The following is an 18567-nucleotide window of genomic DNA, read 5'->3' as shown; positions in this document are numbered from 1 at the left end:
GCCCGCATCTCCTCCCTTTTCTGGAAGGCTAGCGTTGTAGGGCAACGGATCTGTCGCGTTTGCGCCAAAGGAAGCGTCGGTTTCGGGCGATGCCGACCGATCAGAAGTGGCTGCCTTCCGAAGCGTAGTCGGCGTGGCTTTCGCCGGTGGCACGCGCTGCCGCCTTGCCCTCTGCTGCCCAGAGCAGGCCCCGCCGGAGCATTTCGTGTGCCGGACCCTCGGCAATCACGCCGGCCTTGTGACCAAGCGAGTTGTAGTACACGCGGCCAAGGCCCCAGCGGCGCGTCCACGCCACCGGCATGTCCACCGGACCGTTCGGGCTGTGATACCAGGTGACTGTCGGGAAACGGGTGGTGGCAAGCACGTGGTTGGCCGGGTCGACGTGCAGATAGTACTGCTCTGTCGACACCTCGAAATCGCCAATTCCCGAGACCAATTCATGTTCCGGATCAACGATTTTCACGGTGTAATTCACACCATCCCCGCCGGGATGCGAGACCCAGTTGGCGCCGGTCATGCATTGCCAGAGGACGTTCGACCGGAACGCGTCACACATGCCGCCGTGGCACCCGGCAAGACCCGTGCCGCGCGAGACCGCTTCGGAGACGTTGATCGCCGCCTGACGAGTAAGCTCGGACATGGTCCAGACCGGAACGATGAGATCGTAATCGCGCAAGCTGTCGGCCTCGTCGAAGCAGGCCACGCTGTCGGTAACGGTGACCTGCATCCCGGCATCTTCCAGCATGGCACGGAAAAGAGCGGCGACTTTTTCGGGTTCGTGACCTTCCCAACCGCCCCATGTTATCAGTGCCTTGCCGGCCATTCTTCAAACTCCGTAAATCTGCGCGATCCGGTCCGCGGCTGCTTCGGGAGACATTTCCTCGCTCTCGCCTGTCCGACGTGAGGTCAGTTCGACCACGCCCTTGTCCAGGCCACGCGGCCCGACAGTGATCCGCCAGGGCAGACCGATCAGGTCCATCGTGGCGAACTTACCGCCCGCCCGCTCGTCGCGATCGTCGTAGAGCGGCTCGAGCCCCTTGTCGGTCAGGGCCTTGTACAGGCCTTCGCAGGCCGCGTCGGTCGACGCATCGCCCTGGCGCAGGTTCACGATACCGACATGGAACGGTGTGACGCCCTCGGGCCAGATGATCCCCTTGTCATCATGGCTGGCCTCGATGATCGCGCCCAGAAGACGGCTGACGCCGATGCCGTGGCTGCCCATGTGCACCGGAACCTGCTGGCCGTCGGGACCCTGCACCACGGCGCCCATCGGCTCGGAGTACTTTGTTCCGAAATAGAAAATCTGGCCAACCTCGATCCCGCGCGCGCTGCGGCGGCGCTCTTCGGGGATCTGGTTGAACACCGCTTCGTCGTGGGTTTCGTCGGTGCGGGCGTAACGCGAGGTGAATTCCTCGAGAACCGCGCGGCACTGGGCGTGGCTGTCGTAGTCGATCTCGCGGTCGCCGAACTTCAGGTCGGTGATGGCACTGTCGTAGAACACCTCGGACTCGCCCGTTTCGGCCAGGACGAGGAATTCATGGGTGTCTTCGCCGCCGATGGGACCGGAATCGGCGCGCATCGGGATCGCCTGAAGCCCCATGCGCTCGTAGGTGCGCAGGTAGCTGACCAGATGGCGATTGTAGGCGTGCAGCGCGTCTTCCTTGGTGAGGTCGAAATTGTAGCCGTCCTTCATCAGGAATTCCCGACCACGCATCACCCCGAACCGGGGACGGATCTCGTCGCGGAACTTCCACTGGATATGATAAAGAGTGAGCGGCAAGTCCCTGTAACTCTTGACATAAGAGCGGAAGATATCGGTGATCAGCTCTTCGTTCGTGGGACCGTAGAGCATGTCGCGGTCGTGCCGGTCCTTGATCCGCAACATCTCTTGCCCGTAGTCGTCGTAGCGACCGGACTCGCGCCAGAGATCGGCCGATTGCAGCGTGGGCATCAGCATCGGGATATGGCCCGCGCGAACCTGCTCCTCGTGGACGATATTCTCGATGTTTCTCAGCACCTTGTAGCCGAGGGGCAACCAGGAATAGATGCCGGCGGAAGCCTGTTTGATCATGCCCGCGCGCAGCATGTAGCGGTGCGACACGATCTGCGCCTCGGCGGGCGTTTCCTTGAGGACGGGGAGGAAGTAGCGGGTCAGGCGCATTTGTCTTCTCGTTCGGGTGTGGGTCAGGTCGGTCTAGGCTATCGGCGTGAGGCAGGCAAGCGGGCGAAAGACCTGTCGGCAAAGCGTCGGCGACCTGTCGGCAAAACGTATGGCAGGTGCAGGACACCGGAACGCTGCGGCTGCGCGATCCGGCAAGCGCCGCCCCTTGCACCCTGCGCCAGCGCCTGCGAAAACCTAGGCACACAGTACGAGGGACTCCCGCATGGCCCTGCCCGTCCGGAAACAAGCGAAATACTGGGGAATCGCGGCAGCGGTCTTTTTCGTGATTCTCTGGACGCTGGGCGACGTGATCCTGCCCTTCGTTCTGGGCGCGGCGATCGCCTATTTCCTTGACCCTGTCGCGGACCGGCTGGAGCGGCTTGGATGCTCTCGCGCGCTGGCGGTCGGGATCATCACCTTTTTCGCGATCCTGATCTTCGTGATTCTCGCACTGCTGATCGTACCGCTGCTTGTCTCGCAGACCGCCGCCCTGATCGAGGCGGTCCCGCAGATCGCGCAGCGCCTTCAGACATTCCTGACCGACCGCTTCCCTGAACTGATGGATTCGTCGTCCACGCTCCGGCGTTCGCTGGCATCCGTGGGCGAAACGATCCAGTCGAAGGGCGGCGAATTGCTGAATACCGTTCTGGCCTCGTTCAGCGGCATCGTGAACGCGATCGTCCTTTTCATCTTGGTGCCCATCGTGGCGTTCTACCTTCTATACGACTGGGACGACATTGTGGCGCGCGTCGATGGGCTGTTGCCGCGCGATCATGCGCCGATTGTCCGCAAGCTGGCCGGAGAGATCGACAAGACGATGGCAGGGTTCGTCCGTGGCCAGGGTACCGTCTGCCTGATCCTCGGCACATATTATGCCGTGGCGCTGATGGTGGTCGGCCTGAATTTCGGGCTGGTCGTCGGCTTTATCGCTGGCGCCCTGACGTTCATCCCCTATGTCGGCGCGCTGGTCGGCGGGCTTCTGGCGATCGGTCTGGCGCTGTTCCAGTTCTGGGGTGACTGGCTGTGGATCCTGCTGGTCTGGGCGATCTTCCAGTCGGGCCAGTTCGTCGAAGGGAATATCCTGACGCCGCGGATGGTGGGCTCGTCGGTGGGACTGCATCCCGTCTGGCTGATCTTCGCCTTGTCGGCCTTCGGGGCGCTTTTCGGGTTCGTCGGCCTTCTGGTCGCCGTCCCGGTTGCGGCCGCACTCGGCGTCCTCACCCGCTTTGCCATAGCGCAGTACAAAAGCAGCCGCCTTTACCGGGGGGTGTCCGAAGAGGACGCGGAGTAATGGTGCTGACCGGTGACCAGATCGAGACGGCGCCCTGTGAGACGTGCCTCTGCTGTTTCAGCCCGTTCACGGGACCTGCCCGCGTATGACCAGGCAACTTGTCTTCGACCTGCCCGTGAAGACGTCGCGGGACCGCGGCGATTTCTTCGTCTCGGACGCGAACGCGATGGCCGTCGCGCGGCTGGAGGACACCGCGGGATGGACGCGTGGCAAGCTGGCGCTTGTGGGCCCCGAGGGCGCGGGAAAATCGCACCTCGCCCACGTCTGGGCCGAAGCCGAGGGCGGCCGGGTGCTGGACATGGCGGCGTTGACCGGTCTTGACGTCACCGGGGTCGCGACGCCTCTGGCCATCGAAGTCGCCGACACCGCCGCGCTGCCGCCCGAGGTCGAAGAGGCGCTGTTCCACCTGCACAACCACCTGGCGTCAACGGGTCTGCCCCTTCTGCTGGTGGCCCGCCGCGCGCCGGCCCGCTGGGCCGTCGCGCTGCCGGATCTGAAGAGCCGGCTTGAGGCAGCCGAGGTCGTCCACATCGATGAGCCCGACGACGCGCTGCTGTCAGCGGTTCTGGTCAAGCTGTTCGCCGATCGGCAGGTCGAGGTGTCGCCGAACCTGATCGCCTGGCTGGTGGCGCGGATCGACCGTTCGTTCGCCGCGGCGCAACGGGCCGTCGCCCGCCTTGACGCGGCGGCCCTGGCCGAGAAGCGACCCGTGACCCGAGACCTGGCCAGGCGCGCTCTGGACAATCCACCCGAATAAGCGCGATAGTTGTCATTCTCACGTCACATTTTCCTTTCACATCGGCAATCATGACTGTTGAAACGGACTTTCTGAACGCGCCCTTTCCGGCGCCGAAAATACTGAAAGGCAAGGACTTTTCAGGGCCCGACCGGTTCATGAATCGCGAACTTTCATGGCTGGCGTTCAACTGGCGTGTTCTGGAAGAGGCCGAAAACACCCGCGTCCCCCTTCTGGAGCGTCTGCGGTTCCTGTCGATCTCGGCCACCAACCTTGACGAATTCTACACGGTGCGCGTCGCCGGCCTGCGCGAACTGGCACAGGCCGGAAACACCACGCCCGCCGCCGACGGGCTGAGCCCGGCCGAACAGCTTGTGCTGATCAACGCCGATGCGCGCCAGTTGCTGGAACGCCAGCAGGTCGTGCTGCGCGGTTTGATGGAGGAGATGGCCGCGGCGGGAATCTCGCTGTTGAACCGTGACGCGCTGACGCCGGAGGACGAGGCCTATCTGGACCAGGTCTTCCTGACGCAGGTCTTTCCGATCCTGTCTCCGCTGGCCATCGACCCTGCACACCCGTTTCCGTTCATCCCGAACGAGGGATATTCTCTGGCGCTCGAGCTGGAGCGCAAATCGGACAAGCGCCCGCTGCGCGCGCTGTTGCCGATCCCGGCGCAGGTCGATCGCTTCATTCCGCTGCCCGATCCCTCTGGCCAGTCCCGTTTCATACGCCTGGAGGAAGTTCTGCTCCTGCATCTGGGCCGCCTGTTCCCCGGCTACAGGATGACGGGGCATTGCTCGTTCCGGGTGCTGAGGGACAGCGACCTGGAAGTCGAGGACGAGGCCGAGGATCTTGTGCGCGAGTTCGAGGTCGCCCTGAAGCGGCGGCGCCGGGGCGAGGTCGTCCGGCTTACCATGTCGGCCGGTGCGCCAAAGGGGCTGCGCAGGGTGATCATGGAAGAGCTGGAAGTGAACGAGCAGGAGGTGATCGAACTAGGCGGCATGATCGGCCTTGCCGATCTGAAGGAACTGGTGCTGGAGAGCCGGCCCGATCTTCTGTGGCCGTCGTTCACGCCGCGGGTTCCCGAACGGGTTCAGGACCATGAAGGCGACATGTTCGCGGCGATCCGTCAGAAGGACATGCTGCTGCACCACCCCTACGAGACCTTCGACATGGTCATCCGCTTCCTGAAGCAGGCGGCGGCGGACCCGAACGTGGTGGCGATCAAGCAGACACTGTACCGGACCAGCCGCGACAGCCCGATCGTCGACGCGCTTTGCGAGGCTGCAGAGGACGGCAAGTCGGTCGTGGCGCTGGTGGAACTGAAGGCGCGGTTCGACGAGGCTGCGAATATCCGGCAGTCTCGCCGGCTGGAGCGCGCGGGCGCGCATGTGGTCTATGGCTTCCTGAACTACAAGACGCACGCCAAGATCTCGACCGTGGTGCGCCGCGAGGGCGGTGAGCTGGTGACCTATACCCATTTCGGCACTGGCAACTATCACCCGATCACGGCGAAGATTTACACCGACCTCAGCCTTTTCACATGCGACGCCGCGCTGGGGCGCGATGCGACCAAGGTCTTCAACTACCTGTCGGGCTATGCCCAGCCCGAGGGAATGGAAAACCTCGCGATCTCGCCGATCTCGCTGAAGGACACGCTGCTGACGCGCATCGCCGAGGAGGCCGAATACGCGCTGGCGGGACGGCCTGCGGAAATCTGGGCCAAGATGAACTCGCTGATCGATCCCGACGTGATCGACGCCCTCTACCTGGCCAGCCAGGCCGGCGTGAAGATCAACCTCGTGATCCGCGGCATCTGCGGGCTGCGACCCGGCATCAAGGGTTTGAGCGATAACATCCGGGTCAAGTCGATCGTGGGCCGCTTCCTGGAGCATAGCCGCATCGTCTGTTTCGGCGCGGGCCACGGCCTGCCCCACAAGAAGGCGCGGGTCTATATCTCGTCCGCCGACTGGATGGGCCGGAACCTCGTGCGCCGGGTGGAAACCCTGGTCGAATGCACGAACCCGACCGTGAAGGCGCAGATCGTTGCGCAGATCATGGCCGCAAACATGGCCGACGTGGCGCAAAGCTGGATCATGTCGCCGGACGGATCGTTCCATCGGCCCGCCGCGCCCGAGGGCGAGACACCGTTCAACTGCCATCGGTTCTTCATGGAGAACCCCAGCCTGTCCGGCCGCGGATCAGCCGGGGCCTCGGATGTGCCGGAGCTGACCCATAGCGACGACTAGCAGGCACTCGACCTGCGCAGGCGAAACGGCAATACTGGGACCCGGATCGAGAGAAGGCGAAGTTTGACGGCATGGCATCACTGCTGATCCTCGTGGCAGGCGTGCTGCTGCACCTCTCGCTGGTCACCTCATTCGTCCTGCGCGCCCTGCTCAGACCGAATCGTGAGCCGTCTTCCCGCGTTGCATGGATCCTCGTCATCCTCGTGCTGCCCGCAGTTGGGATTGGCGCATATGTCCTGTTCGGCGAGACGAATATCGGGTGGAAACGCATCCGCGCCTATCAGCGCGTTGCGGATCAGCTGCGAACCGGCGCTGCCCGGGTGCCACCCGCCAGCCCTGAGCACGACCACCTGTTCCGGACGGGTACCTCGATCAGCGGATTCAGCGCCTCCGCAGGCAACACGGCCCGGCTGCTGCCCGATTCGAATTCTGCAATCGATGCCATCGTGGCAGACATGGATGCCGCGCAGGACCACGTCCACATGCTGTTCTATATCTGGCTGTCGGACACGAACGGTCTGAAAATCGTCGATGCCGCCTGCCGTGCCGCGAAGCGCGGCGTGACGGTGCGCGCCATGGCCGACGACCTGGGATCGCGGAAGATGATTCGGTCCGAGGACTGGAAGCGCATGGAGGCCGCCGGAGTGCGCCTTGCCCGCGCGCTTCCCGTGGACCAGCCGCTTCTTCACCCGATCCGGGGACGGGTCGACCTGCGCAATCACCGCAAGATCGTCGTCGTGGATGGGACGGTCACCTATTGCGGCAGCCAGAACTGCGCCGATCCCGAGTTCCGCATCAAGCCGAAATTCGCCCCCTGGGTGGACCTGATGGTCAGGTTCGAGGGCCCGGTCGCACTGCAGAACCAGAAGCTCTTCGCCGAGGACTGGATGGTCCATTCCGGCGAGGACCTGAGCGACCTTCTCCAGTCCGTGCCGCCTGCGCAGGCCGATCCGGGCATCATTGCCCAGGTGGTCGGCACCGGGCCGACCGTGCGTTCGTCGGCGATGCCCGAGATGTTCGAAGTGCTCATCCATTCGGCGCGCAGCGAACTGGTGGTGACCACCCCCTATTACGTGCCTTCGGAGTCGATGCAGGCTGCGCTGTGCACCACGGCACGGCGCGGCGTGGAAACCGTTCTCATCCTGCCGGAGCGCAACGATTCCCCGGTCGTTGCCCCTGCGAGCCGCAGTTACTATCCCGAACTGCTGGAGGCCGGCGTTCGCATTTTCGAGTACCGCAGCGGCCTTTTGCACACGAAGTCGATGACGGTGGATGGCAAGGTCTCACTGATCGGCTCGGCGAACCTCGACAGGCGGAGTTTCGACCTGAACTACGAGAACAACATCCTTCTGGAGGACGTCGCGCTGACGGCCGAGATCCGTGGCCGGCAGGATACCTATCTCGACGAGTCCCGCGAAGTGTCGCTGGAAGAGGTGATGGCCTGGTCCCGGTTCCGGCGCGCCTGGTACAATGCCGTCGCAATGATGGGGCCGGTTCTCTAACCCTTCCAAAGTCCAAGCCCGGCATTGACCCATTGCCCCACGCTGTGCAATGTCCCGGTGCAATCTTCCGGGGGGATATGCATGGACGGACGCGGCGACGCCGCCACGACCGAGGACTGGGGACCGTTCGGACGGCCTCTATTCGACGACCCGTCGGCGCGGGCGCTTTCTCGCGTGGGCGTTGTCGATGTCGGGTCGAACTCGGTGCGCCTTGTCGTCTTCGACGGCGCAGCACGGTCGCCAGCGTATTTCTTCAACGAAAAGGTCATGGCCGGGCTTGGTGCCGGGCTTGCGGAAACCGGATGTCTTAATCCGGAAGGCAAGCTTCGCGCCATGTCGGCCTTGAAAAGGTTCCAGCTTCTGGCGGAAAATATGGGAATCGCACCGCTGACGGCAGTGGCCACTGCCGCGGTGCGCGAGGCGGAGGACGGTCCCGCGTTCAGGGAGGACGTGTTGCGTGAGACCGGCCTCCGCCTTTGGGTCATCGACGGAGAAGAGGAAGCGCGGCTGTCCGCGCAGGGTGTGCTGCTTGGCTGGCCGGGCGCCTACGGGCTTGTCTGCGATATCGGCGGCTCGTCCATGGAACTGGCCGAACTGCACGACGGCCAGGTGGGCAAGCGGGTCTCATCGAAACTAGGGCCGCAGCGCCTGAAGACCGTGAAGGGCGGCAAGAAGGCCCTGAAGAAGCACCTGCAGGAAGAGATCGGCAAGTTGGCCGAGATCATGGGGCCGCAGCCAGACCGCCTATTTCTTGTCGGCGGTTCGTGGCGCGCGATCGCACGGATCGACATGGAGCGGCGCGGCTATCCGCTTTATGTGCTTCACGAGTACCAGATGAGCCGCAAGGCGGTGAACGCGACGATCGAGTATATCGAGGACAGCGATCTGAACGAACTGCGCCTGCGCACCGGACTTGGCGAAAGCCGGATGGACCTTGTGCCGCTGGCGGCGCAGGTGCTGAAGCACATGATCCGCACCTTCAAGCCCCATGACATCGCCGTGTCGAGCTATGGCATCCGCGAGGGTATGCTCTACGAGCAGATGCCTCAGCGTCTGCGGGACCGTGACCCGCTGATCGAAGCCTGCCGCTTTGCCGAGGCAAAGGACGCGCGGATGCCCGGGTTCGGCAAGAGGCTCTACGAATTCGTGCTACCGCTGTTCACCGCGCGGAACGCCCCCGAGCAACGCCTGATCAAGGCGGCCTGCTTGCTGCACGACGTCAGCTGGCGCGCGCATCCCGACTATCGCCACGAAGTCTGTTTCGACGAAGTGACCCGGGCGAATCTTGGCGGGATGAGCCACCGGGAGCGGATCTTCCTCGGTGTCGCGCTTCTGCATCGCTACAAGAACAACCGAGACGGCTCGCCGTTTCACGAGCTTTTCGACCTTCTGGAGGAGGACGATCTCAAACGGGCCGAGATCCTGGGCAAGGCGCTGCGTTTCGGCGCCATGCTGACGGCCTCGGAGAACGAGACGATGGGGTCGCTCAGGTATTTCCCGAAGAAAAAGGTGCTGGAGCTGCATCTTGCGCCCGGTACGCGCGGGCTTTTCGGAGAGGTCGCGGAGGCACGGCTGACGTCGCTGGCCGAGGCTCTTGGCGGCGTCGAGGTCGTCGTGAAAGGGCGCTAGAGCTCGACCTCGCCCTCTTCCCCGATCTCGTCTTCCAGGTCTTTCTCGAGAGGCGTCTTGCGACGGATGATGATATCTCCGTTCGGCAGCACTTCGGGCGGGTGATAGGCGTCGAGATTGTCGAGAAGATTGCCCAGATCGTCGAGCGCCGGTTCCATCTCGGCCATCAGGCCCTTCATGAAGAGACGAAGCGCTTCGCCCATGAGGTCGCGGCCCTGGGGCTGATCATCCTGGGCGTGGGCAGGGAACGCAAGGCAGAGGGCCAGTATCAAGCTCAAAATTCGCATTGGAAAAGTGTAGCACATTGGTCCAACTCCTGTCTTCCATTTGCCGCATTTGGATTGGATTCAAGGTCTGATGAGCCAATTCAGGGTGTAATCGATGCTATTTGAAAAACCGATTTTCAAACCGTTCCTGTTGTTCCTGCTGCTTCTGGCCGGGCCAGTGGCCGCGAACGAAACCCCCGAACTGCATGTCATCGGAGTATATGAGGGCAATATCCGCACCGATGGCGTGGTTCGTGGGCCCGAAGTGCGGGCGGTCATCGACAGGGGTGACGTCCCGGTGATTCTGTCGCTCAGCAGTTACGAGCCGGTTCGCTGGCGACTGACGACGCGCCCCGGCACACGGGTCGAGACCGTCTACATCTCGGGCTATCAGCCCGAGCGGTCCGAGGTTTTTCTGAATGATAAGCAGGTCACGCCCATAGTCCTTCCCGAAAGCTCCTACGCCTACAAGCGCGAGGGTGTGAAGTTCCGGTCGTTGATCTCGTTGCTGGCGAGTGAGACCGGTCTGGAGCGGCTCTCGTCGTTCTCGGGCAGCTACAGCGCCCCGGAAGAAGGGTTCGCGGTGGTCGCCGTCGATGACGCTCCCGAACTGGGGCCCGACCACTTGCGGGCATTTCTGAGCCCCGATCTGGTTCCGGCGGCGCTGCGCCCCTATCTGGCGGATCGGCAACCCGATTCATCGGGTGCGCGCATGACCAACGATGGCTTCGCCTACCTTGATGAAAGCGGCGTGGAGCGGAGCGTTTCCGCGTCACTCGACGTGCCCAGAATATCCCATCCCGCGGCCGCGGCAATGGATCGCGATGCCGGCCGCATCTTCGGCGTAACCTATGGTGGCGAGGGCTTCATCTATCAATACGATATGGGGACCGAGACCTGGAGCGTTCTGGCAAGCATGCAAAACATGGATGCCGCCGGCATGATCTATGATGGCGAAGAGGACAGGCTGATCCTGGGCGTGGGACTGATGGGCACCGGGCTGGCGGTTTTCGATCGGAAGCGCGGTCTTACCCAGGTGCCCCTGAAACAGTCGTCGCTGCCGGGTCTGACGGACCTTTACGATCCCGGCAACGGCCCGGCAACTCCGCTTCTGCCCATCGCGGTATCGGGCGACATGGTTCTGACCACCGCCGACGGCCGCCGATTTCCCTTCGACGAAGAAGGCCAAGGGTCATACCGGACATACCTGGTCGATCTGAGGACCGGCGAGGCGGCCCTTGTCGCCTACCGCGACGCCCACAAGTAGGCGCCGTCACACGGCGAGGCACCAACGCATGATCGCCTTCTGGGCATGGAGCCGGTTCTCGGCCTCGTCGAAGATCACCGAGTGCGGGCCGTCCATCACGGCATTGGTGGCCTCCTCGCCGCGGTGGGCCGGCAGGCAATGCATGAAAAGGGCGTCGTCTTTCGCATGCACCATCAGGCGTTCGTTCACCTGGTAGGGGCGCAGCTGGTTGTGGCGGCGTTCGCGCGTGGTCTGGCTGTCATGCATCGAGACCCAGGTGTCGGTGACGACAAGATCTGCCCCTTCGACGGCGGCCAGCGGGTCGCGCACGATCTCGACCCGAGCGCCCTTAGCGCGGGCGAATTCCAGTGCAGACGGATCAGGATCGAGCGGCGGCGGACCGGAAAAGGTCAGGTCGAACCCCAGTTGACCTGCGGCATGGGCGAAACTGGTGAAGACGTTGTTGCCGTCGCCGCACCAGACGACCTTCCGTCCAGCGATCGGGCCACGGTGCTCTTCGAAGGTCAGGATGTCGGCCATGATCTGGCAGGGGTGCGACTGGTTGGTCAGCCCGTTGATGACGGGAACCGTCGCATGCTCGGCCAGTTCCAGCAGTGCTTCTTCGTCGAAGGTGCGGATCATGATCATGTCGACATAGCGCGACAGCACGCGGGCCGTGTCGGCGATGGTCTCGCCGTGTCCGAGCTGCATCTCGGAGCCGGTCAGCACCAGCGTTTCGCCGCCCATCTGGCGCACGCCCACATCGAAGGACACGCGGGTCCGCGTCGAAGGCTTCTCGAAGATCAGCGCGACCATCCGGCCTGCGAGCGGCTGTTCGTCATCGCGAGCCCCCTTGGATCGCCCCTGGCGCGCCTCTTTCATGGACTGCGCGCTGGACAGGATCGACCGCAACGCATCGGGGTCGGTTTTGTGGATATCGAGGAAGTGGTTCATGTCGGTCTGCCTTGATGGGGTGGACCGGGGCGCTGCCCCGGACCCCGGAGTATTTCGGAAAAGAAGAAGCTCAGGCGCCGCCCTTTGCCTGCTCCAGCGAAGTCGCCGCGCGATCGAGGCGGTTGACGGCCTCGGCGATCTCGTCGTCGGTGATGGTGAGCGGCGGCAGGAGACGCAGGACGTTGTCCGCGGCCGGAACGGTCAGCAGTTCCTGCGCGTAGCCCGCGGCGACCATGTCGGTATTCGCCACCTTGCACTTGAGGCCCAGCATCAGCCCCTGTCCGCGCACCAGTTCGAACACGTCCGGGTGGGACGCGACGAGGCCTTCCAGCTTCTGCCGGAGCGCGCCCGCCTTGCGGTTGACCTCATCGAGGAAGGCGTCGTCCGCGACGATCCTCATCACCGCGATGCCGACGGCCATCGCCAGCGGGTTGCCACCATAGGTGGAGCCGTGGGTGCCGGCGGTCATGCCGGAAGCGGCGTTTTCCGTGGCCAGCACTGCGCCGAGGGGGAAACCGCCGCCGATCCCCTTGGCCACCATCATGATGTCCGGCGTAACGCCCGCCCATTCATGGGCGAAGAGCCGTCCCGTCCGGCCCATGCCGCACTGGACCTCGTCGAAGATCAGGAGCGTTCCGGTCTGGTCGCAGAGATCCCGGAGCCCCTTGAGGCACTGGTCAGGCACGGGGATGATACCGCCCTCGCCCTGCACCGGCTCGATGATGACCGCACAGGTCTTGTCGGTGATCGCGGCGCGGATGGCATCGTGGTCGCCGAAGGGCACCTGGACGAAGCCCGGCAGCAGCGGACCGAAGCCCTTGACCATCTTCTCGGCGCCGGAGGCGGCGATGGCGGCCGAGGAGCGGCCGTGGAACGCGCCGGTAAAGGCGACGATCTCGGTGCGGTCCTCTCCCTTCTCGTACCAGTATTTGCGGGCCATCTTCACGGCGAGTTCCATCGCCTCGGTGCCCGAGTTGGTGAAGAAGACGGTATCGGCAAAGGTGGCCTCGGTCAGGAGGTCGGCCAGTTCCTGCTGGCCGGGGATCCGGTAGAGATTCGACACGTGCCAGAGCTTGCCTGCCTGTTCGGTCACCGCTGCGACAAGCGCGGGATGGGCGTGGCCCAGCGCGTTGACCGCGATGCCGGCGCCGAGGTCGAGGAATCGGCGTCCGTCCTCCTCGATCAGCCACGAGCCTTCGCCCTTCACGAACGAAAGCGGCGCACGGTTATAGGTCGGCAGGATCGACGGGATCATCGCGAGGTTCCTTCTCAGAGAGCCAAAGACGTGCCAGTCGGGACACGTCAAGTCAACGAATTGTGGAAAGGGATGTGCGTGGAAGACGCGCGGAGACGGACGCTGGGATCAGCGTCGGCGTCGGAGGTTATGGCGTGCCATGTGGACCATGCGCGCGGCATATCCTGCCACGGCCAATTTGGGAAGGCCTATTTCGGGCGCCTGCACGGAAATGGCCGCCACCCGCATCTTCGTACTTTCCGAAGCGCCTTCAGACGGCAAGCGCCAGAAGGGCGATAACCGCGATGAAATACTGGAACTTCAGCATCAAGGATCTCCGATCAAGTGCATGTGGGACAAAACTCATCGACTTCGGCCCAAATTCGGCGATTTTGTGGGATTGGTGAGAAAACCAACGACATTCAACGGTTAGTAAGGGAATTGTGCCAATGCGGTGACAGTTGGCGGATTGGACATACGCGCCTTCCCTTGTATCCGGACGGTCTGTGATTAGAATAGAGCGTCATCGGTAAGGCAGGAAAAATCAGATGTCGTGGACGGACGAGCGCGTGGAGCTTCTCAAGAAGATGTGGACCGAGGGCCAGTCGGCCAGCCAGATCGCCAAGGAACTGGGCGGGGTCACCCGCAATGCGGTGATCGGCAAGGTGCATCGCCTTGGGCTGTCGAACCGCGCCGGGTCCGCCGCGGCTCCGGCACCCGAAAAGAAACCGGCCAAGGTGGAAACCGCCCCCAAGGTCGAACCGAAAAAAGCCGCCAAGCCGGCACCAAAGGAAAAAGTTGTGGAAGTCACCGTTACACCGCGCAAACCCATCGTGCCCGCCGGCCAGCCGCTGCCGCCGCAGCCTTCGGCAAACGAGATTCCGGCGGAAACCCTGGCCAACGTGCGCGAGGTGGAAAAGACCGCCAAGAAGATCAGCCTGATGGAACTGACCGAACGCACCTGCAAGTGGCCGATCGGCGACCCCGCGACGGATGATTTCTGGTTCTGCGGCCTGGCGGTCCAGCAGGGCAAGCCCTATTGCGAAGCCCATGTCAGCGTGGCGTTTCAGCCGATGTCCAGCCGCCGCGACCGGCGGCGCTGAGCACGGCGACAGAATGCAGGCGGGCCGCCCCGGGGCGGCCCTTTCCTTTTTGTGACCTGTGTTCAGAGCCGGATCAGCGGAAGCCCCATGAGCGCCTGGGCGAAAACCCCGAATGTGATCAGCGCGTAGACGGTGGCGGCAGCGGGGATGATCCGGGCCGGTCTTCCGGTGCGGTCGGCCCAGAGACCGATCAGCGGGAGAAGCTGCAACGCATGCAGGCTCAGAAAATGGGCAGGCCGCAGATCGCCCACCTCGGCGGACCAGCCGAGAAACGGAATCGTCGCCGCGCCGGGTGACGGCGTTCCCACGAAGTGGCCGGTGCCGTTCGACATGTAGCCGGCGACAACCAGCGTCAGCCCGAACGAGACCAGCGCCCCCCACCAGATACCGGCGCGCGTGCCCGCACCGAGGCCGGTCTCACGGCGCGCGACATGAGCCACGAGTATGGGCATCGCGATCAGAAGCACCGCCCCCAGCCCCATGACCTGGTAGGCCATGAAATGAAACGGTGTCGAGAGATTGAAATGGCTGTGCTCGGCCTGTGCCGCCTGCAGGAAGAGGTAGGCCATCTCGGTGAGAAACGCGACGGCCATCACGGCGCCGGCAACGCCGATCAGGCGGCTCTTTCGTGACGCCGGAGAGAGTGCGGCCGTGATCAACGCGAGCGTTGCGAAATGCACGACGAAGGACAGCGAGAATTTTGCGGGTTTCATCCAGACCGGCACATCGTCGAGCAGCCGCGGATCGACGAGCGACCACAGAAGCGTAATGAAGAGCAAGGCGAGCGCGGCGGCGGTCAGTTGCGTGAAGACAGAGGGATTTGCCCGCGTCACGGCGGGAAGGGTCATCGTGGTCATTGTCTCAGGCCTTCTGAAGGGAGGATGGGAAAGGGAAAAGCCGCACGGGACGCGTTCCTGCCTCGATGGCGAAGGTCAGCAGTAGTCCGGCCGGTCCGAAGAGGAAGATCGTCGGGAGGACGAATGCCTGGATGATCCGAGAGATTCCGGCTGCATCCATGCGCCGCGCCGCCCACGCCCCGATGAAGAGATCGAAGGCAAGGTAATGCACCCACCCCGCCAGCAGCATCATGTCGGAGGACATCAGTGTCCGGACCTCGGCGAGCGTTCCGTAGCCGCCGCCCGCTGCCGAGAAATGCGTCAGGACCAGCGCCGCATAGAGCGCCGAAAGTGCCAGGGGCACGGCATAGGCGGGAATGGCGTTCAAGAGCGGCCAGCGGCGCGGGCCGAAGATCAGGAAAAGCCATGCGGGCATCACGAGGGCACCTGCCATACTGAAAAGAGTTTCCGGGGTCATGCGAGACGCTCCACTGAAAGTTTCCATTGGAAATATACCTGCGACGATTCTCTTGCTCTGTCCAGAAAAATGTTTACATTGGAAATATGTTGTTCGGCAAAGTACTGAAAAAATGGAAAAAAAATATCATCACGGCGACCTCAGGAACGCTTTGATCAAGGCGGGTATGGAGATTCTGGAAGAAAACGGCCTGCCCGGATTGTCCTTGCGCGCCATCGCGGCCCGGGTCGGCGTCAGTCATACGGCCCCGAAGAACCATTTCGGCTCGCTGCGGGGATTGCTGACAGCGATCGGAGCGGAAGGATTTCGGATGCATGCGCGGGCGATGCGCGACGGGGTCTCCGAAACTTCGCCAGGCAAGGAGCGGTTGCGCGCTGCCATCGACGGCTATGTCGCCTTCGCCGAAGCTCATCCTGCATTGTTCGCGATGATGTTCTCGCCGCTGTACTGCGATTTCGCGGACGAAGACCTGTCGACCGAGGCCCGCAAGAGCTATGCCGTTCTGGAAGACATCTCGACCGGTCTTGACTGGGACAAGGGCGCCCTGCCCCATGGTCAGCTGAGAACCGAGATGATGCTGTGGTCCCTTGCCCACGGCTTTGCGACGTTGCGCCTTGCCGGACAGTTTCGGGACGGTGACTGCGGCATTCCGAAATTCGCGCCGCAAGACATATTGCCGGACTTCGACTACCGGCCCGATGTCCCCGGGCATTAACCAGAACCGCCGAAACAGGATGAGATTCTGCCCCATATCGGGTAAACGGAGACCCGGGGGCGCCCTGTTGGTGCGAGTAATCCGTGTTCACGTTCAATCTCTCCGGGGTGCGTCTCCGGACAAGGAATCTTCTTGCGATATCCGGCCTTGCCGTCCTGATCGGCGCACAAAGCCTTGCCGTCGGCCCGCTTCTCCGCTGGATGCTGGAGGAGGACGTCAGGAGCACGTCGGCCAGTTGGGCCGCCCACGTCTACAAGCAGATCGCCGCAGGTGTCGTGGAGGGTGAATCCGGCCATCCGGATCCCGCGATCGGCAAAAGCCACGCCAACCTTGCCGGGGCCATGGAAGCGGCCTTGCGTGCCGGGGTCATCGACCGCGCGGTGATCATGAACGAGGACTGCGATTGCCTTGTCGAAGTTGACGGAGCCTCGCTTGCCGAACCGGAAAATGCCCTTGCGGAGCGGCTGAAACGATTCTTCGCTGGCGAGGGCGAGGCTGTCGATACGACGCATCCGCCCATGTCTCCGGAGGAATGGGCCTCTGTCGCATCTACGACGGACGTCGGCACTCCGCAGATCCTGTTCCATACGGAAAACACCGCGATCGCATCGCAGAACATGGCTGAGGTCACGTTTTTCCGGGAAATTGCCGGCAAGCGCTATGCGCTTTGCCTGTTCATGGACGTGACGGTCCCGGCTGCGCGACTGCGCCTGATGCTGCTGATGGGCGCGCTGATCTTTACGGTAACGCTGGCCGGTGCGGCCCTTTTCGTGGCGCGGATCGCCTCGCACTCGAACCGGGCCATGCGTCTGTCCGAAAAGCAGGCCCGTTTCCTGGCCGAGCACGATCCGCTGACGGGACTGCTGAACCGGTTCGGCTTCGGTGTCCGGGCGGACGTGCTGCTTCAGGACTGTCTGCACCGCAAAAGCTCCGCGATCCTGTTCCAGATCGACGCGGATAAATTCAAGGAAATTAATGACATACACGGTCACGCGACGGGTGATCGGGTAATCCAGGCGATCGGGCAGATGCTGAAGGCCGCCTTCCCGGCAAACGCCCTCGTCGCGCGGCTGGGCGGTGACGAGTTTGCGGTGCTTGTCCCGGCAAAGGACCTGAACAAGCCGTTGCGCGACTTCGCCGAAGCCCTGCCCACGGGGACAGACGTCATGTCCGACGACGGTGCAAAACTGATCGAGGTATCGACATCGATCGGCGTCGCGAGTTTTCCGAAGGATGCAAATGGCCTTGGCGACCTGATGAAGGCGGCCGACCTCGCCCTGTATTCGGTGAAGGCCGCGGGGCGCAACGCAGTCGGGGCCTATCGGCGGGACATGACCCGGGCGCTGGAACGCCGGCACTGGGAACTCGACGGCGTGAGGCAAGCCATCCGGGAAAACCAGCTGATCCCGTACTACCAGCCGCTGATCAACGCTCGGGACGGCCGGATCGAGGGCGTCGAAGCACTGGCGCGCTGGTGTCACCCGACCTATGGCGTCTTGCCCCCTGACCGGTTCAAGCATGCGCTTGAGGACCCGCGTGTGGCGACCGAGATCACGCAGGAAATGCTGCGCCGCGCCGCCGACGACCTGCGCACCTGGACCATGCTGGGCCATGATTTCAGTGTCGGGCTGAACATCGGCGAGGCGGATTTGCGCGACGGCGAACTGGTGACGCTGGTGGCGGATACACTTAGGGAACGCGATCTGCGTCCCAATGCCGTGGCCATCGAAGTGACCGAAACCGCCCTGACCGGCGTCAACAGCGCCGCCGCACGGCCACATCTGGAGCGCTTCCGCGCAGCCGGCGGCTATATCGCGCTGGACGATTTCGGAACCGGCAACTCGTCGATCACGTTGTTGAAGGATATCCCCTACAGTTCGGTCAAGATCGACCGCAGTTTCATCCGCGACCTGACGCATAACGAGGCGGACCTGGCCATCGTGCGCTCCATCGTGCGCCTGTCGCGCGAACTTGGCTTCAAGATCGTGGCCGAGGGAATAGAGACCAAGGAACAGGCACAGTTACTGCGCAAACTGCGGGTCGACCTGCTGCAAGGCTACCTTTACAGCCGCCCCTTGCCGGCCGCAAAGCTGACGGAGCTTCTGGACTGGGCGTCTCCGCCGAGGCGGAGGGCCCGTTCCGCGCCCGATGCGGATGCTGCGTGAGA

Annotated in this window: 16 protein-coding genes; 9 read left to right on the top strand and 7 right to left on the bottom strand. The window is 63.4% G+C overall.

Annotated elements, in window-relative coordinates:
- Positions 1-100: 100 nt before the first annotated feature.
- Both ACKLNI_RS20530 and proS read right to left on the bottom strand, forming a co-directional pair.
- Positions 101-823, bottom strand: coding sequence for a ThuA domain-containing protein (locus ACKLNI_RS20530; protein ID WP_413720975.1), 723 nt, complete (start codon positions 821-823; stop codon positions 101-103).
- A 3-nt stretch (positions 824-826) separates the two neighbouring features.
- The gene (gene proS, locus ACKLNI_RS20525; RefSeq protein ID WP_413720974.1) at positions 827-2161 is read right to left on the bottom strand and encodes a proline--tRNA ligase; all 1335 of its coding nucleotides are present in this window, start codon (positions 2159-2161) and stop codon (positions 827-829) included.
- 223 nt (positions 2162-2384) lie between these two features.
- On the opposite strand from proS, the gene ACKLNI_RS20520 reads away from it, so the two are divergent.
- The 5 genes from ACKLNI_RS20520 (at position 2385) to ACKLNI_RS20500 (ending at position 9568) form a co-directional block, all read left to right on the top strand.
- A complete protein-coding gene (locus ACKLNI_RS20520; protein WP_413720973.1) occupies positions 2385-3452 on the top strand; it encodes an AI-2E family transporter in 1068 nt (355 codons plus the stop codon).
- 85 nt (positions 3453-3537) lie between these two features.
- Positions 3538-4209 (top strand): P-loop NTPase family protein, encoded by a 672-nt coding sequence (locus tag ACKLNI_RS20515; RefSeq protein ID WP_413720972.1) that lies wholly within the window; start codon positions 3538-3540, stop codon positions 4207-4209.
- Positions 4210-4259: 50 nt separating this feature from the next.
- A complete protein-coding gene (locus ACKLNI_RS20510) occupies positions 4260-6437 on the top strand; it encodes an RNA degradosome polyphosphate kinase (RefSeq protein WP_413720971.1) in 2178 nt (725 codons plus the stop codon).
- A 71-nt stretch (positions 6438-6508) separates the two neighbouring features.
- Positions 6509-7939, top strand: a complete 1431-nt coding sequence (gene cls, locus ACKLNI_RS20505; RefSeq protein ID WP_413720970.1) for a cardiolipin synthase — start codon at positions 6509-6511, stop codon at positions 7937-7939.
- A gap of 81 nt (positions 7940-8020) precedes the next feature.
- Complete coding sequence (locus ACKLNI_RS20500) at positions 8021-9568, top strand: Ppx/GppA family phosphatase (protein ID WP_413720969.1); 1548 nt, start codon at positions 8021-8023, stop codon at positions 9566-9568.
- Here ACKLNI_RS20500 and ACKLNI_RS20495 read toward each other — a convergent pair.
- On the bottom strand, positions 9565-9855 hold the full coding sequence (locus ACKLNI_RS20495; protein WP_413721136.1) for a hypothetical protein: 291 nt from the start codon (positions 9853-9855) through the stop codon (positions 9565-9567). The two genes, ACKLNI_RS20500 and ACKLNI_RS20495, sit on opposite strands and share 4 nt — an antisense overlap.
- A gap of 94 nt (positions 9856-9949) precedes the next feature.
- On the opposite strand from ACKLNI_RS20495, the gene ACKLNI_RS20490 reads away from it, so the two are divergent.
- Positions 9950-11101, top strand: a complete 1152-nt coding sequence (locus ACKLNI_RS20490) for a hypothetical protein (protein WP_413720968.1) — start codon at positions 9950-9952, stop codon at positions 11099-11101.
- Between the two features lie 6 nt (positions 11102-11107).
- Here the strand turns inward: ACKLNI_RS20490 and argF are convergent, their stop codons facing one another.
- Both argF and ACKLNI_RS20480 read right to left on the bottom strand, forming a co-directional pair.
- Positions 11108-12034 (bottom strand): ornithine carbamoyltransferase, encoded by a 927-nt coding sequence (argF, locus tag ACKLNI_RS20485; protein WP_413720967.1) that lies wholly within the window; start codon positions 12032-12034, stop codon positions 11108-11110.
- Positions 12035-12104: 70 nt separating this feature from the next.
- Positions 12105-13289 carry an aspartate aminotransferase family protein gene (locus ACKLNI_RS20480; RefSeq protein ID WP_413721135.1) on the bottom strand — a complete coding sequence of 395 codons (1185 nt, stop codon included), beginning with the start codon at positions 13287-13289 and terminating at the stop codon, positions 12105-12107.
- 527 nt (positions 13290-13816) lie between these two features.
- On the opposite strand from ACKLNI_RS20480, the gene ACKLNI_RS20475 reads away from it, so the two are divergent.
- A complete protein-coding gene (locus tag ACKLNI_RS20475) occupies positions 13817-14371 on the top strand; it encodes a GcrA family cell cycle regulator (protein WP_413720966.1) in 555 nt (184 codons plus the stop codon).
- A gap of 62 nt (positions 14372-14433) precedes the next feature.
- Here the strand turns inward: ACKLNI_RS20475 and ACKLNI_RS20470 are convergent, their stop codons facing one another.
- Together ACKLNI_RS20470 and ACKLNI_RS20465 are read right to left on the bottom strand one after the other, a co-directional pair.
- Entirely contained in the window at positions 14434-15228 is a 795-nt protein-coding gene (locus ACKLNI_RS20470; RefSeq protein WP_413720965.1) for a hypothetical protein, read from the bottom strand.
- 4 nt (positions 15229-15232) lie between these two features.
- Complete coding sequence (locus tag ACKLNI_RS20465; RefSeq protein ID WP_413720964.1) at positions 15233-15685, bottom strand: ABA4-like family protein; 453 nt, start codon at positions 15683-15685, stop codon at positions 15233-15235.
- Positions 15686-15797: 112 nt separating this feature from the next.
- Between ACKLNI_RS20465 and ACKLNI_RS20460 the strand changes: the two genes are divergently transcribed.
- Complete coding sequence (locus ACKLNI_RS20460) at positions 15798-16400, top strand: TetR/AcrR family transcriptional regulator (RefSeq protein ID WP_413720963.1); 603 nt, start codon at positions 15798-15800, stop codon at positions 16398-16400.
- An 83-nt stretch (positions 16401-16483) separates the two neighbouring features.
- Entirely contained in the window at positions 16484-18565 is a 2082-nt protein-coding gene (locus ACKLNI_RS20455; RefSeq protein ID WP_413720962.1) for a putative bifunctional diguanylate cyclase/phosphodiesterase, read from the top strand.
- Positions 18566-18567: the final 2 nt, after the last annotated feature.

This window comes from Silicimonas lutimaris (assembly GCF_047314965.1).
GTDB lineage: Bacteria > Pseudomonadota > Alphaproteobacteria > Rhodobacterales > Rhodobacteraceae > JAVJUV01.
The sequence above is the reverse complement of the archived record's forward strand: the minus strand, read 5'-3'. Positions and strand labels throughout refer to the sequence as shown.